Source organism: Vibrio sp. MA40-2 (assembly GCF_047302445.1).
GTDB lineage: Bacteria > Pseudomonadota > Gammaproteobacteria > Enterobacterales > Vibrionaceae > Vibrio.
In genome coordinates, this window is sequence record NZ_CP178627.1 from 807,500 (window position 1) to 823,899 (window position 16,400).

The window sequence follows — 16,400 nt, forward strand, 5'->3', positions numbered from 1 at the left end:
CAAAAAAAGTTCAGCAAGAGTTCTATTGCGCATTATGGCTGACACATACACATCCTTCAGCACACATTGCAGCTTTCATTAACAAAAAAAGAGTCTCGTCTATTTCTAGATCGAGACTCTTTCGCTATTTAAATGCCCTGAAAGCGAACGACGTTAATTATCAAAATAGTATTGGAGTGTCAGTTCCATAGTGGTGACATCATTCAAATCAATAAAATAACGTGTAAACTGCCAACCTACATACCAATCGTCAGTCAGCTTATAGTCAAAGCTAACACCTATATACGGATCGATACCATTCTCACTGCTCGTCATGTTCGTTTCTTGGTATGTACTATCAAAGTCCACATTCCAAGCAAAACCGCCAATAACAGCATTTACTTTCGCATGGTTATCCTTCAATAAGGTATAACTAACATCAATAGCAAAACCCTCTGCTAGCACTGGTGTCACCTTAGTGACACTTTGATGATAGGTAGTTGGTTCAATTCGGTTATCAGTACTTAATGTTGCGCTACCTTCCCCTAAGTCAAGGTAACGTCCTGTAACGTTCCAGTCTGCTGTCAATTGATACCCAAGGCCAACAGACCAAGCTAGCGCACTTCTCTCTTTATCCTGTACGAACTCATCAAATTCTGTCTCACGATTGTCTGCAATACTTTGACCTAAACTCGCATCGATAAACCAGTTCGCTTGACTATTGAAGCTACACACGGTCAATAATACCGCTGACAGTTGACGGCAGTGGCTTCGCGCAACGCCCAAGAGACTTAAGATCAAGACAGTCAATCCTCCTATACTTCCTCCACCGGCACTGTTGCTTACTGTTCCACCGGCGGATGGTGTCACATTAACCGTAACTTCTGCATAAGCAGTACCACCATTTCCGTCTGTAACGCTGTATTCAATAGTATCTGTACCATAAAATTCATCGGCAGCCTGATAGACAATAAGATCATTTTCAATAGACACAGTGCCAAAACTGACACTTGCGCTGTTAATCGACAACGTATCGCCATCGGCGTCACTGTCGTTGTCCAATACATCGATCAGTAATGAACCGTTAATTGCCACATACACATTATCATCTACCGCTACCGGAAGTATATTTTGAGAAGTCGTCGCGACACCACCAGGATCGACAATCGTCCCGTTAGCCAAGCCATCATCGTCGTTAGGACCACCATCTTCGATAGTCAATTGCACACACCAATGACCTTCCGTTAATCCTTCGCTCCACATGCTGCTCCCTGGAGGAGGGCAGTAACCTTCTTCACCCGCGGAAGAGGAAATGTAATTGTCAGCATCTATTTGAAAATCTATCCAACCACTGGCCTCACTATATTTCCGATAGACCGCACTTGCTGGTACAGGTAGGCGTTGTGGAAGTGCTATCTGATAAGACTGTCCTGGTGTCGGTAATCCATAAGCCACAAAATCAAATATACCACCAATATTCGCCGCACTACTATCAGTAATTAGTTCGCTGGTTAGCAACTGTGTACCGCCAGTCTGGTTATCAACCAGTGTCACCCCTTTACGTAAGCAAACGCCTGGTTCCCCTTCAATCAAATAGTCCTGAGATTCAAGTGCCTGATGTTGGATAACATTACATTCACTTATCGCATCGAGATAATCTGGTATACCGTCGTTATCGCTATCGGTATACCCTTCTTCATCGTCAGGGATCAGATCGCCATCACTATCCTTCGCGGTTAGTGTTGCTAATTGATCAGTCACTTCAATATAGATATCTTTCGATACCACTTCGCTCCCGTCATCGACCTCAAGGGTTAAATGATAAACACTAACCAACAACCCTTCAGGCGAAAATGCAAACACATTGTCGTCTGTACTGACATTCGCCAACGACGAATCATCATTGATCCAAGTATACGAATGCGTGTCCTCAATATTCGCATCCTCAACGGTTGCTGTCACTGTAACCATATTGGTATTGCTTTCTACCACACTGCGACTCTCGCCATCTTGTGTAATGGCTAAATTGACTTTTGGAGCGACATTGGATTCCTGAATATTCAATGTATAACTAGACTTACTGCCTTTATTTAAACCATCACCCAATGTAATAATGATCGTTTCCGGCCCTTCTGCCACCATATCGTCCACAATCGTGAAATCGATGCTTCCTGTTGTGCCACTAGTAATATTAATTTCACCATCAATTAAGTTGTGATCAGAAGAGTCTGCACTGCCACTAACGACATAAGGAACCGTTACTGGATAGCTAGGTGCTTCACCATTCAGATAAACCTCGACAGAATGCGTTGTACCTTCAGTTGTCTCGTCATCCTTACCAAAAGAAATCAATGGGTGGACTGTAATTTGCTGACTATCTACCCCTTGCCGACCATTAGAATCGGTTGCTTCCCAATATATGGTGTGAAGTCCAGGCGCGAAAAAAGTATTGTCCTCAACCAAAGATATTGGTAACGCGCTACCATTACTGTCTGAAGCCACTGCAACGCCTAAATTTACTTTTGTAAATAACGCTGTCGCATTAACGTCTATTGCATTCGGAGCCGTCACGATCGGCGCTGAGCCTTCGTCAGCAACAATGACAACCGTTACTTCAGCAACATCATTACCACCATTATCATCACTGACACTATACTTCAAAGTAAACTCCCCTAAAGTATCAGCAACTAGAGTAATGAAACCATTCTGATAACTTACTGCACCGGAGTCGGTTATAACCCACTCCAGTTGCAAAGCATCACCGTCACTATCAGTATCGTTCGCCAATACATCTAGCGTATACCTACCACTATCGCTCTGTGTAAACGTATAACTGTGATCATCTACAGCAATTGGTTCATCGTTCACGCTGCTTACGGTCACATTCACGGTTTTATCAACGCTGAACCCATTGTTATCCGTTAGAGTCACCACAAAACTGTCGTTACCGTTGTAGTCAGCCGTTGGCGTGTACACAATATTGGTGCCTTCGATAGTGATGCTGCCGTGCGCTGGGCCCGTTTTCTCGGTCGCGATCACCGTGTCGCCATCGACATCATTGAACGCAAAGCTCAATGTCTGCTGATTGTCTTCATCGGTGGTTAATGTGGAGTTGATGGTGATACTCGGCGCATCGTTCACGCTGCTCACGGTCACATTCACGGTTTTATCAACGCTGAACCCATTGTTATCCGTTAGAGTCACCACAAAACTGTCGTTACCGTTGTAGTCAGCCGTTGGCGTGTACACAATATTGGTGCCTTCGATAGTGATGCTGCCGTGCGCTGGGCCCGTTTTCTCGGTCGCGATCACCGTATCGCCATCGACATCATTGAACGCAAAGCTCAATGTCTGCTGATTGTCTTCATCGGTGGTTAATGTGGAGTTGATGGTGATACTCGGCGCATCGTTCACGCTGCTCACGGTCACATTCACGGTTTTATCAACGCTGAACCCATTGTTATCCGTTAGAGTCACCACAAAACTGTCGTTGCCGTTGTAGTCAGCCGTTGGCGTGTACACAATATTGGTGCCTTCGATAGTGATGCTGCCGTGCGCTGGGCCCGTTTTCTCGGTCGCGATCACCGTGTCGCCATCGACATCATTGAACGCAAAGCTCAATGTCTGCTGATTGTCTTCATCGGTGGTTAATGTGGAGTTGATGGTGATACTCGGCGCATCGTTCACGCTGCTCACGGTCACATTCACGGTTTTATCAACGCTGAACCCATTGTTATCCGTTAGAGTCACCACAAAACTGTCGTTACCGTTGTAGTCAGCCGTTGGCGTGTACACAATATTGGTGCCTTCGATAGTGATGCTGCCGTGCGCTGGGCCCGTTTTCTCGGTCGCGATCACCGTATCGCCATCGACATCATTGAACGCAAAGCTCAATGTCTGCTGATTGTCTTCATCGGTGGTTAATGTGGAGTTGATGGTGATACTCGGCGCATCGTTCACGCTGCTCACGGTCACATTCACGGTTTTATCAACGCTGAACCCATTGTTATCCGTTAGAGTCACCACAAAACTGTCGTTACCGTTGTAGTCAGCCGTTGGCGTGTACACAATATTGGTGCCTTCGATAGTGATGCTGCCGTGCGCTGGGCCCGTTTTCTCGGTCGCGATCACCGTGTCGCCATCGACATCATTGAACGCAAAGCTCAATGTCTGCTGATTGTCTTCATCGGTGGTTAATGTGGAGTTGATGGTGATACTCGGCGCATCGTTCACGCTGCTCACGGTCACATTCACGGTTTTATCAACGCTGAACCCATTGTTATCCGTTAGAGTCACCACAAAACTGTCGTTACCGTTGTAGTCAGCCGTTGGCGTGTACACAATATTGGTGCCTTCGATAGTGATGCTGCCGTGCGCTGGGCCCGTTTTCTCGGTCGCGATCACCGTGTCGCCATCGACATCATTGAACGCAAAGCTCAATGTCTGCTGATTGTCTTCATCGGTGGTTAATGTGGAGTTGATGGTGATACTCGGCGCATCGTTCACGCTGCTCACGGTCACATTCACGGTTTTATCAACGCTGAACCCATTGTTATCCGTTAGAGTCACCACAAAACTGTCGTTACCGTTGTAGTCAGCCGTTGGCGTGTACACAATATTGGTGCCTTCGATAGTGATGCTGCCGTGCGCTGGGCCCGTTTTCTCGATCGCGGTCACCGTGTCGCCATCGACATCATTGAACGCAAAGCTCAATGTCTGCTGATTGTCTTCATCGGTGGTTAATGTGGAGTTGATGGTGATACTCGGCGCATCGTTCACGCTGCTCACGGTCACATTCACGGTTTTATCAACGCTGAACCCATTGTTATCCGTTAGAGTCACCACAAAACTGTCGTTACCGTTGTAGTCAGCCGTTGGCGTGTACACAATATTGGTGCCTTCGATAGTGATGCTGCCGTGCGCTGGGCCCGTTTTCTCGGTCGCGATCACCGTATCGCCATCGACATCATTGAACGCAAAGCTCAATGTCTGCTGATTGTCTTCATCGGTGGTTAATGTGGAGTTGATGGTGATACTCGGCGCATCGTTCACGCTGCTCACGGTCACATTCACGGTTTTATCAACGCTGAACCCATTGTTATCCGTTAGAGTCACCACAAAACTGTCGTTACCGTTGTAGTCAGCCGTTGGCGTGTACACAATATTGGTGCCTTCGATAGTGATGCTGCCGTGCGCTGGGCCCGTTTTCTCGATCGCGGTCACCGTGTCGCCATCGACATCATTGAACGCAAAGCTCAATGTCTGCTGATTGTCTTCATCGGTGGTTAATGTGGAGTTGATGGTGATACTCGGCGCATCGTTCACGCTGCTCACGGTCACATTCACGGTTTTATCAACGCTGAACCCATTGTTATCCGTTAGAGTCACCACAAAACTGTCGTTACCGTTGTAGTCAGCCGTTGGCGTGTACACAATATTGGTGCCTTCGATAGTGATGCTGCCGTGCGCTGGGCCCGTTTTCTCGGTCGCGATCACCGTATCGCCATCGACATCATTGAACGCAAAGCTCAATGTCTGCTGATTGTCTTCATCGGTGGTTAATGTGGAGTTGATGGTGATACTCGGCGCATCGTTCACGCTGCTCACGGTCACATTCACGGTTTTATCAACGCTGAACCCATTGTTATCCGTTAGAGTCACCACAAAACTGTCGTTACCGTTGTAGTCAGCCGTTGGCGTGTACACAATATTGGTGCCTTCGATAGTGATGCTGCCGTGCGCTGGGCCCGTTTTCTCGGTCGCGATCACCGTGTCGCCATCGACATCATTGAACGCAAAGCTCAATGTCTGCTGATTGTCTTCATCGGTGGTTAATGTGGAGTTGATGGTGATACTCGGCGCATCGTTCACGCTGCTCACGGTCACATTCACGGTTTTATCAACGCTGAACCCATTGTTATCCGTTAGAGTCACCACAAAACTGTCGTTACCGTTGTAGTCAGCCGTTGGCGTGTACACAATATTGGTGCCTTCGATAGTGATGCTGCCGTGCGCTGGGCCCGTTTTCTCGGTCGCGATCACCGTGTCGCCATCGACATCATTGAACGCAAAGCTCAATGTCTGCTGATTGTCTTCATCGGTGGTTAATGTGGAGTTGATGGTGATACTCGGCGCATCGTTCACGCTGCTCACGGTCACATTCACGGTTTTATCAACGCTGAACCCATTGTTATCCGTTAGAGTCACCACAAAACTGTCGTTACCGTTGTAGTCAGCCGTTGGCGTGTACACAATATTGGTGCCTTCGATAGTGATGCTGCCGTGCGCTGGGCCCGTTTTCTCGATCGCGGTCACCGTGTCGCCATCGACATCATTGAACGCAAAGCTCAATGTCTGCTGATTGTCTTCATCGGTGGTTAATGTGGAGTTGATGGTGATACTCGGCGCATCGTTCACGCTGCTCACGGTCACATTCACGGTTTTATCAACGCTGAACCCATTGTTATCCGTTAGAGTCACCACAAAACTGTCGTTACCGTTGTAGTCAGCCGTTGGCGTGTACACAATATTGGTGCCTTCGATAGTGATGCTGCCGTGCGCTGGGCCCGTTTTCTCGATCGCGGTCACCGTGTCGCCATCGACATCATTGAACGCAAAGCTCAATGTCTGCTGATTGTCTTCATCGGTGGTTATTGTGGAGTTGATGGTGATACTCGGCGCATCGTTCACGCTGCTCACGGTCACATTCACGGTTTTATCAACGCTGAACCCATTGTTATCCGTTAGAGTCACCACAAAACTGTCGTTACCGTTGTAGTCAGCCGTTGGCGTGTACACAATATTGGTGCCTTCGATAGTGATGCTGCCGTGCGCTGGGCCCGTTTTCTCGGTCGCGGTCACCGTGTCGCCATCGACATCATTGAACGCAAAGCTCAATGTCTGCTGATTGTCTTCATCGGTGGTTAATGTGGAGTTGATGGTGATACTCGGCGCATCGTTCACGCTGCTCACGGTCACATTCACGGTTTTATCAACGCTGAACCCATTGTTATCCGTTAGAGTCACCACAAAACTGTCGTTACCGTTGTAGTCAGCCGTTGGCGTGTACACAATATTGGTGCCTTCGATAGTGATGCTGCCGTGCGCTGGGCCCGTTTTCTCGGTCGCGGTCACCGTGTCGCCATCGACATCATTGAACGCAAAGCTCAATGTCTGCTGATTGTCTTCATCGGTGGTTAATGTGGAGTTGATGGTGATACTCGGCGCATCGTTCACGCTGCTCACGGTCACATTCACGGTTTTATCAACGCTGAACCCATTGTTATCCGTTAGAGTCACCACAAAACTGTCGTTACCGTTGTAGTCAGCCGTTGGCGTGTACACAATATTGGTGCCTTCGATAGTGATGCTGCCGTGCGCTGGGCCCGTTTTCTCGATCGCGGTCACCGTGTCGCCATCGACATCATTGAACGCAAAGCTCAATGTCTGCTGATTGTCTTCATCGGTGGTTAACGTGGAGTTGATGGTGATACTCGGCGCATCGTTGGTGTTAATTACGTTTATGCTAAATGCCGTAAGACTTGTGCTATCTGTAGCATCTGAAACACTAATAACTATATTACTGGTAATCCCCACATCATCGTTTTTTGGAGTACCTGTCAATGCGCCTGTGTTTGTATTAAAGTTTGCCCAGTCAGGCTTATTAGTGATACTAAATGTTAAGCTATCACCTACATCCACATCGTTAGCTGTAGGTATAAAGTTATAAGCTGAATCCTCTTCCACTACTGTGGACGGCATACCGCTAATTATTGGAGCGGAATTACTTACTGAGCCATTTACTACAACGGTAATCGTCACAGTAGCACTTAGATTTGTTCCATCGGAGATCTGTAGGTTAACTTCACGTGTTGCCGTTTCACCATCACCGATGGCTTCATCATTGCCCGCACGGAAAGTCAAAGAACGTAAAATTTCTTGGTAACGTTCCAACGTGGCGCTACCAGTCAATGTAATTTTTCTTTGCGCAGACTGATGAGTCACTACAACTCCAGCCTGTGCTGTTATTGATAATTGGTCATTAGCATTAAATCCTGCGCCAAAACTCACAGTAGCTGATTCCAAGTTTGTATCATCACTATCATAAAGTTCAAGTGCATTATCTAATACAATAGAATCTCCTTTTTCAGTTACAGAGGCTACGGTGTTACTTAAAGTAATAGCAGGTATAGGCAAGCTAAAAACAGAAATAGCATTATCATTCATCCCTGCCACATACAAATGTCGGCTTAAAGGATCGACCTCCATTCCAGATGCCCCAGCCAGTCCATTTATTGAATCAACATTATCCCGCACAGAAGTCAGATAAGTTAATGAACCAGAAGAACTGTCTATAGCAAAAACTGTAATACTATTATCAGTAAATGCACTTACATATAAATAACGCCCATCTGGACTAATTGCTAATGAGCGGGCTCCCCCTAAGGTGGAAATCCCATCTACTTCATCGGTTTTCTTTTCAATATAAGTTAATACACTTGTATCGCTATCAACAGAAAAAACAGCAACAGAATTCTCACTTTGTCCACTAACAAACAGATACTTATTATCAGCAGACAATACTAGAGAAGAAGCACCTTCGATACCATCGACACCATCGACACCATCAACCACAGTCGACGATAGTGTTAAAGAACCATTGTTACTGTCTCGGGCATATACTGATACGGCATCGTCGTTAGTAGATGTTATAAAAACAAAATTTCCTGCTTCAGAAATAGCTACATTATTAATCGGGCCATTCGAAGGATAGTATACTTGGTCTAATAAATTTCCATTAGCATTATCGAGATGCTCCTCCAAGAAAGTAAGCTTTCCGGTATCAGTATCACGCTGAAAAACAACCAATCCATCGATAGAACTCCCTACACTATAAACCGAAAGTCCATCTTGACTTGCAGTTACTGAGAGAAAACCAGAAGAGCTAAATTCAGATTCAGCTGTCTTGTGTACCTCCACAAAAGATAAATGCCCCGTGGTGTTATCTCGAGAATACACCGCAATTGAATTACCTGTCGCGGAACTAACATAAATCTGCTTTCCATCTGGACTTACATCGACTCCAAACGCAGTCCTAATATTAGTGCTATCTGAGACTTCTTGAATCAAGGTGAGCTTACCTGTCAATATCGACCTTTCGTGGACGAATATAGAGTTACTTGGATAGGAAACAACATATACATACCGACCATCAGGACTGACAGCAGGGTCACTAACGATAGATGATTCATTGAACGACTCAACAAACGTTAACTCATCAGCCGCTAATGCTGAAAATGAGCCCCCTAAAGAAAAAAGAAATAAAGCACTTTTTAAATAAAAAGAGCCGTTTGTGAATAATTTATTTTTCCTAAAAAGATAAACAAATTTTAATGATCCAACAGACATTCATCCTACCAACTTTACTATGACGATAATAACTATATTCTCCTCTCAATTAGATAAATATCTGACATAAAAAAATGCCCTCTATCGTACTTGCTCGGCGAACGACTATATTTATAATATCACACACATGGAACACATTAATAACAAATATACAAACAATCCACTATTTGCATAACAACTTTAACCAAGTTAACGATTGCTATTGTGTATTCTGTCGGCTTTGTTGCGCAATTCGATGGAACTAATAAATTCTTAAATTTTACAAAATGATGATGCATAAATCTTAGTTATCTGTTAAACCGTAAGCATTTCAGGTTGGTATTTCGTATTTTGTTTTAATAAAGCCAAGCTGTTCGTACCGTTTTATTAGCAAGTGCAATACACGTTTTCTTATATCCAACTCTCTGTAAAGCAAGGCATTACCCCACAAAACCAAAAAGCCTTAACGCCTGAGCAACAACGAATACAAGAACTTGAAAAATCGCAATGCCTCCACTTTGTCCTGTCGTTTTGAACCAAAATATCTATCTCATCACCATCAATGTGGTGCCCGCTCGTGTTCCAACCCGGCTCGAGTCCGTCCCCCCAATAGGTCTTCCCTATTCGAACCTTTTTTTGAGTGCACGCAACGGAAGAGAGAATATCCCTTTAATCATCAAAGCTGTTTCGATTGCAGTATCAGCAAATTGAAAGCCTCTGCCACGTTTACCGTGGTGGCTTTTGCATTGCCACGCTTCAACGGCGGAGTCGTCAATCCAGAACTTCAAGGCGTATAGCTTAGAGGTCGAGTGACCAACTAAGTCTTACAGGAGAAGTCAGACTAGACACAAACATTAAGAACAAGTTCTATTTTTGCCTTGCTCTTTTGCCTTATATAAGCGCTCGTCGGCCAGCTTTATATCTTGAGCTATGGTTTTATCTAACTGGCTTTGCACAAGCCCTATACTTAGTGTTAATTCCACCGATTTTCCGTTCATGTGGATCGTTGTTTTTTGTAATTCAGCATGAATTTTTTCTGCAATACTTTGTCCCGACTCTTTGTCGCTGTTTGGTAATGCAATCAAAAACTCCTCCCCGCCCCATCGAGAAGCAATACCTTGCGTTGGCATGCTCTTTTGTAAAATATTGGCAAGTTGGGTTAACGCCTCATCACCTAAGTCGTGGCCGTAGTTGTCATTAATTTTTTTGAAATTATCAACATCAGCTAACAAAATCACATACGGCTGCTTAGTTTTTTTATGGCGGTGTTTAAGCTCAACAAGCTCTTTCATCATAAAACGCCTGTTAGGCAAATCAGTTACGAAATCGATTGTAGCAAGGCGCTCATTTTTTTGACTCAGAGCGACTATTTCTTTATTGTATTTTTCGCGTAAACGCTCATAAAAGCCGGTTAATAACGCAACAATAATAAAAGAAATGACCACCCTCAATGGAAGTGCTTCAGGCTGATAATCATAAATATTATAGTTATCTGTAATAATAAAGCCGGCGATCACAACAAATAAGAAAACAACAATATCAATTGTTCCTTTTTTAAGGCCTCTAATTGAGTAAGCCACTGGTGATACAATAAATATCCAAATTGGACCGGTACCTTCGACTCCACCAGTGATTACTAAATACAACATTAAACAATAAAGATTATATAATATGGTGGTCGCTGATTTTTCGACTGCACTATAAAAAAAAGTCCATGCATATAAAGCAGCAGAAACTAAAAGCAAAATACCAAGCACTATATCAGCATTAGACAATGCAATACACGCCATAGCGAAGGTAGCTATAAATCCGATGGTCGAAAAAAAGCGAACAATTAGCTTTCTTTCTCTGTTGTATGAATATGTGTTCATATTATCTTTTGTTTCATAATAGCTAGGACGTGTTGATTTTTTCGACATAAAAAGCAAACAACTTTCGCCAAATGCCAAGAATAATGCTAACAGATGCAAGTCGCAGGACAAGATCACGAATACTTTTTTGAGAAGTCACTCATTTAACCAGTCAGACGTTGGTTCTTGAAGTGACTACTCACCGCCCGTCGGGCGATGCTTCTTATTTCGTTAGCCAGTGCTCGATAGTATCGAGTCTTACGTGGTTTCCATAAGCAGAAAAGACTGTCTAGCCGCTTTTAATTCTAGAATACCTTTATCACGGATATTAAGAGCGGCATTTAGATCCCGATCGATACCTGTAGTGCCACAAGAGGGACTATCCCACTTGCGTACTGATAAGGGCATGTAACCAAGGAGGTAACTGCAGACCCGCAACGCTTCTCATCTTCATTTTGAACTCCATGTGTATTTTCAGATTACACATATAACTCAAGCCAATAACATTTAGTTGTCAAATACATATGCATTTTAAAAGTACATTTATTTTTGAAGTTGTTAAATTGCAGCCAAAATTGATCCACTTTACCCCCTGATTTGCACCGAAAACTGATCCACATAATCTAATCTAGATCCTGCTGACTTAAAGCAGGAGTATGTGGAGTGATAGACATGTCATTATTAAGCGTTATTCGTCGCTGGCATTTTCGAGAAGGGATGTCGCAAAGGGAAATTGCTAGACGTACTGGGCTTTCCAGAAATACCGTTAGAAAGTATTTAAAAGATCAAACCATCGAACCTGTTTACTCTAAGCGCAGTACATTAAGTAAACTTGATGAGTTTGAGGAACTGCTGATTTCTTGGTTGAAACGCGAAGCAAGGCGACCGAGAAAACAGCGAAAAACGGTCAAAAACTTGTTCCAAGACCTCGTTTCTATTGGTTATAGCGGCTCATACGATAGGGTCGCTTCTTTTGGCCGTAAATGGCGAGAAGAACAAAAACTCACTTCTTCAAAACAGATGTACATGCCACTTGAGTTTGCACCAGGTGAAGCCTTTCAATTTGATTGGGGCGAAAACTGGGCTTACATCAATGGCTGTAAAACCAAGTTACAAGTGGCGCACTTTAAACTTAGTAACAGTCGAGCCTTCTTACTACGTGCCTATTATGCCCAGAGCCATGAAATGTTGTTTGATGCTCACAACCATGCTTTTCGAGTGTTTCAAGGCGTACCTGAGCGTGGTATTTACGACAACATGAAAACCGCTGTTGATGCGGTTAAGAAAGGAAAAGAACGCATAGTAAACCGTCGTTTCTTAGCTATGGTCAGTCATTATCTGTTTGAAGCCGATTTCTGTAATCCTGCCGCAGGTTGGGAGAAAGGGCAAATTGAGAAGAACGTACGTGATGCTCGCTCTATTATCTGGCAACGCGCTCCGAAAGTAAAAACCTTAGCTGAACTCAATGAGTGGCTAGAAGCGCAGTGCGTGCAAGATTGGCAGTCACGTAAACATCCTCAATACAGCAATCAGACTATCGAACAAGTATGGCTTAGTGAACGACCTCATTTAATGAAGGTTACCGCACCATTCGATGGCTTTATCGAGCAAGGTAAACGCGTATCTTCCACTTGCTTAGTGAACTTCGACAGAAGTAAAAAACTACCTGCAATAGCAGGTAGCTTTGACACTGCCCCCTAAAAGGGGGCTAATGAAAGCTAAGTTTGATTCTAGTAACCTCTTAGCGCTCTGCTTTACACATAATTCAAAGTGCCGCACTTAGATTTAACCAATAAAAAAATCAATCCGGCTCAATACCTTTCAGCATCAGTAAATAATTGCTACTTGTCGCTTTATTGCCTTTCGGGCTTAGCCCAAAAGGACGATCACCACCTTCTGAAGAAGGTGGTTTAATAATGACAACAAATACTCCGTACCTGCCAGTTACGCTAACCGTAGAGTGAGTCTGCATGCTTATCCCGATAAAATTGCCTTGCTTACAGAAGGACAGCAAGTCGCTGAGCATTTACGGGTATTTAACCCTAGACATGAGCCGCCACGCATCATTTATAACTGGCAACACTATTTGTTAGTCGCGCAGCGTAAGCCTGGCTCACTACGTAATGGTGCTCCGTTTAATCTACTGCCTGATAGCTTTAAGCACCTGCAAACCATCTTACTGCAACGCCAAGGTGGTGATAGGGAAATGGTAGAAGTGCTGTCGTTGGTGCTGCATCACGATGAAAAGCATGTAGAGCAAGCGATAGAAATGGCACTTGAAGCAGGAACACCGTCAAAACAACATGTAATAAACTGCCTAAGTCGATTGCTTAGCCCTGAACCAGTGGAGCCAGCTTCCGTATCGAAAGGGTTACGACTGATTACTGAGCCAACCAGCGATACATCTCGTTACGATGAATTAAGAGGTCAGCGTCATGCACAATGAAGCCCTATTAAGTACGTTAAAAACACTCAAACTTCACGGTATGGTCAGCAGTATTACAGAGCTTGCGTCTCAAAACTCACCCGCCTATCAACAAGCCCAGCCAATACTGGAAACCTTGCTTAAAGCGGAAGTTGCAGACCGAGAAGTACGCAGTATCGCTTACCAAATGAAAGTTTCTAAGTTCCCAGTATATCGCGATTTATATGGCTTTGATTTTGGCGAAAGTGCGGTCGATGAATACCTAATAAGAGGTCTGCATCGCTGTGAATTTATTAAAGATAGCCAAAACATCGTGCTTGTTGGCGGGCCAGGAACAGGGAAAACTCATTTAGCCACAGCGTTAGGCGTTCAAGCGATACAACATCATCAGATGCGAGTACGATTTTTATCAACCATAGAGCTGGTTAATACACTGGAAAAGGAAAAACAAGCGGGTCATGTTGGTCGCATGGCTAACCGTCTAGTGAACTGCGACTTGGTGCTACTGGACGAGCTTGGTTATGTGCCTTTCAGTCAAGCTGGAGGCACGTTGCTGTTCCACCTACTGAGCAAGCTCTATGAGCGCACAAGTGTTGTTATCACAACTAATCTTAACTTTACTGAATGGTCAAAGGTGTTTGGTGATGCAAAGATGACAACGGCACTACTCGATCGACTCACTCATCATTGTCACATCATTGAAACAGGTAATGACAGCTATCGATTTAAAGAGTCAAAGAAGAAGTCTAAGGAGAAAACCAGTAGAAATTAACCTAAAAATATGGTCTAAATAGACCTGCTTAGGTGGATCACTTTTAGATGCAAATCGTGGATCAGATTTAAGTGCAAATTAACATTGAAGTGTATGAAAGTCTTCTTTTAATGCCATAAGATATGCCCTCAACTGCACCTTGAAAAACGTCGGTAACTTCTCAAGTATCGCACTGACGCATGCTATGAGCGGGGGCGAGTCTATTGCTCTGGCAAATAAAACGGTTAGAACCGCCATTGCACTCATAAAAAGTGATAGTGACTATCACCCATTACCGATTCAAGCATAAATAGTGTCAATCAAATTTTAATCCAATAATTTGCATAAAATGAAGCGATTTAACAACCAATGAAATTCAGATCCGCACTAAAGTACTTAGGTATACCTATATACTCAAACACTTATATACAGTTATTTATAATAATTACATTCTTTACATATCAAAAAATAGTAAAGAGGTTAATATGGCTAAAGTTAGTGCAAAGAGACAAATTACTCTCCCCATAGAGCAATGCGTTGTTGCTCACATAAATGCAGGTGATGATGTAGAGAGTTTTGTTGATAGACAAGGTGTGATCACTATCGTTAAAAAATATTCTGGAGCTGCGAAAGGCTTGCTTAAAGATATCGCCATCAATTCTGACATAAGTGAGCAAGCAACGAAAGCAAGTAAATTAATTTTAGGCTCAGGAACAGTCCTTATTACTGATGTTGTCTTAACAGAAACCATCTGGACATTAAAAGGCAAGCGCTACAATTTAAGTAAAGAACAGCTTGTTGACGTTATTCATGCACTATTTACTGAACCAAATTTAAATTTTGAAGACAGTCAGGCAGTTTGGGGGGCTTTAAAAGACTTTATGGATGCTAAGCCTATAAAATCAGCAGGAAAAACCAAACAAGCTGATTTTCCAGATGCATTAATAATCAATAAAGCAAAACGTTATGGACAACTGATTAAAAATGAAATATCAACAGTTTATACGTTTGATAAAGCCGCGTTAGAAATTGCAGAAACAAAGCAGCCGTGACTACTCACCGCCCGCATGGCGAGGGTTTACGGCGAAATTGCTAATAGTTTACACAGAGGATTCTATTGGCTCAATGCCACTTAATAAACCTGTTAAAACAATCGCTTTACGGTTTTTGTTAAAAGCATATTCACCATTTAAATAAGACTGCCAGAATTAACTACCATGTTTGGTGATTTGATGGAGTCATGTGGCAACCTTCACTGATCAATAAATTAATCTATTTTCGCAAATTATTTTTTCAATCTTATATGCTATAGTTCGCACCAGTTCGAGGGAGTAGCTATTTTGCTTTGTTAACATTGCAAAAGGCTGTATCAACATATTTGACTACACGTCTTGACATCCTCCTCCACCTAATTCGGTGGAGGATTCCCATTACAAGGTGCTAGAAAATTGCTTTTCTAGCAAGGTTCCTGATTCATCAAGCGGCTAATGCTGACTCTCCACTAACCCGTCATGGTAGCAAGCGCTGTCCCCGCTCTAAAATATTTATTACACCAACAATATCGGCATTGTTGGTATAATCACATCCCACACAGGTAAAATTAGCCTGAGTTTGGAGGTTCTCTTTTGATACATGACCGCAACAAGGGCATGTCTGGCTCGTATATTGCGCTGGCACAGCAATCACTAATCCACCATTCCAAAGCTGCTTATACTCAAGCTGGCGACGAAATTCATACCAGCCTTGATCAAGTATCGATTTATTCAAACCTAATTTAGCTTTTACGTTTAGTCATAATGTCACCTGTTAACTTATGAGGTGATGATATCACGTCTAACTAGGTGGCCAAATTAACTATGTTACTACAAAAACGTATGAACTGGATTCACATCTACTCATGTTATTAATTTCCTCTGTTTGTTTGGTCACAAATCAAAGGTATTTTTAACATGCGCGTTCTTCGGGCATAGCCCTAAAGAACGATCACCACCTTCACAGAAGGTAGTTT

Annotated in this window: 8 protein-coding genes and 2 pseudogenes; 4 read left to right on the top strand and 6 right to left on the bottom strand. The window is 43.6% G+C overall.

The window, feature by feature from the left end:
• Positions 1 to 153 precede the first annotated feature (153 nt).
• The 4 genes and pseudogenes from ACLKML_RS03515 to ACLKML_RS03530 all read right to left on the bottom strand — a co-directional run bounded on the left by ACLKML_RS03515 (position 154) and on the right by ACLKML_RS03530 (position 11,654).
• Complete coding sequence (locus ACLKML_RS03515; protein WP_413283683.1) at positions 154 to 9,387, bottom strand: tandem-95 repeat protein; 9,234 nt, start codon at positions 9,385 to 9,387, stop codon at positions 154 to 156.
• Between the two features lie 614 nt (positions 9,388 to 10,001).
• A pseudogene (locus ACLKML_RS03520) lies at positions 10,002 to 10,157 on the bottom strand (transposase); the annotation flags it as partial.
• 63 nt (positions 10,158 to 10,220) lie between these two features.
• Positions 10,221 to 11,315: a GGDEF domain-containing protein gene (locus ACLKML_RS03525; RefSeq protein WP_413283684.1), complete on the bottom strand. Its 1,095-nt coding sequence runs from the start codon at positions 11,313 to 11,315 to the stop codon at positions 10,221 to 10,223.
• 159 nt (positions 11,316 to 11,474) lie between these two features.
• Complete coding sequence (locus ACLKML_RS03530; RefSeq protein WP_413283685.1) at positions 11,475 to 11,654, bottom strand: zinc ribbon domain-containing protein; 180 nt, start codon at positions 11,652 to 11,654, stop codon at positions 11,475 to 11,477.
• 225 nt (positions 11,655 to 11,879) lie between these two features.
• Here ACLKML_RS03530 and istA point away from each other — a divergent pair.
• Positions 11,880 to 12,875 (top strand): annotated as a pseudogene (gene istA, locus ACLKML_RS03535) (IS21 family transposase); the annotation flags it as partial.
• Between the two features lie 142 nt (positions 12,876 to 13,017).
• Here istA and ACLKML_RS03540 read toward each other — a convergent pair.
• Positions 13,018 to 13,188: a hypothetical protein gene (locus tag ACLKML_RS03540; RefSeq protein WP_413283686.1), complete on the bottom strand. Its 171-nt coding sequence runs from the start codon at positions 13,186 to 13,188 to the stop codon at positions 13,018 to 13,020.
• On the opposite strand from ACLKML_RS03540, the gene ACLKML_RS03545 reads away from it, so the two are divergent.
• The 3 genes from ACLKML_RS03545 to ACLKML_RS03555 all read left to right on the top strand — a co-directional run bounded on the left by ACLKML_RS03545 (position 13,177) and on the right by ACLKML_RS03555 (position 15,444).
• Positions 13,177 to 13,662, top strand: a complete 486-nt coding sequence (locus ACLKML_RS03545) for a hypothetical protein (protein WP_413283687.1) — start codon at positions 13,177 to 13,179, stop codon at positions 13,660 to 13,662. The genes ACLKML_RS03540 and ACLKML_RS03545 overlap by 12 nt on opposite strands.
• Entirely contained in the window at positions 13,652 to 14,413 is a 762-nt protein-coding gene (gene istB, locus ACLKML_RS03550) for an IS21-like element helper ATPase IstB (protein ID WP_413283688.1), read from the top strand. The genes ACLKML_RS03545 and istB overlap by 11 nt, the downstream gene beginning before the upstream one ends.
• Before the next feature lie 464 nt (positions 14,414 to 14,877).
• Positions 14,878 to 15,444, top strand: coding sequence for a hypothetical protein (locus tag ACLKML_RS03555; RefSeq protein ID WP_413283689.1), 567 nt, complete (start codon positions 14,878 to 14,880; stop codon positions 15,442 to 15,444).
• A 457-nt stretch (positions 15,445 to 15,901) separates the two neighbouring features.
• Here ACLKML_RS03555 and ACLKML_RS03560 read toward each other — a convergent pair whose 3' ends face one another.
• The gene (locus ACLKML_RS03560) at positions 15,902 to 16,159 is read right to left on the bottom strand and encodes an RNA-guided endonuclease InsQ/TnpB family protein (RefSeq protein ID WP_413283690.1); all 258 of its coding nucleotides are present in this window, start codon (positions 16,157 to 16,159) and stop codon (positions 15,902 to 15,904) included.
• Between the last annotated feature and the right edge of the window lie 241 nt (positions 16,160 to 16,400).

Excerpts from the sequence above, each read along its gene's own strand:
- ACLKML_RS03515 (WP_413283683.1), bottom strand. The coding sequence starts at position 9,387 with ATGTCTGTTGGATCATTAAAATTTGTTTATCTTTTTAGGAAAAATAAA.
- ACLKML_RS03540 (WP_413283686.1), bottom strand. The coding sequence starts at position 13,188 with ATGCAGACTCACTCTACGGTTAGCGTAACTGGCAGGTACGGAGTATTT.
- istB (WP_413283688.1), top strand. The coding sequence starts at position 13,652 with ATGCACAATGAAGCCCTATTAAGTACGTTAAAAACACTCAAACTTCAC.
- ACLKML_RS03555 (WP_413283689.1), top strand. The coding sequence starts at position 14,878 with ATGGCTAAAGTTAGTGCAAAGAGACAAATTACTCTCCCCATAGAGCAA.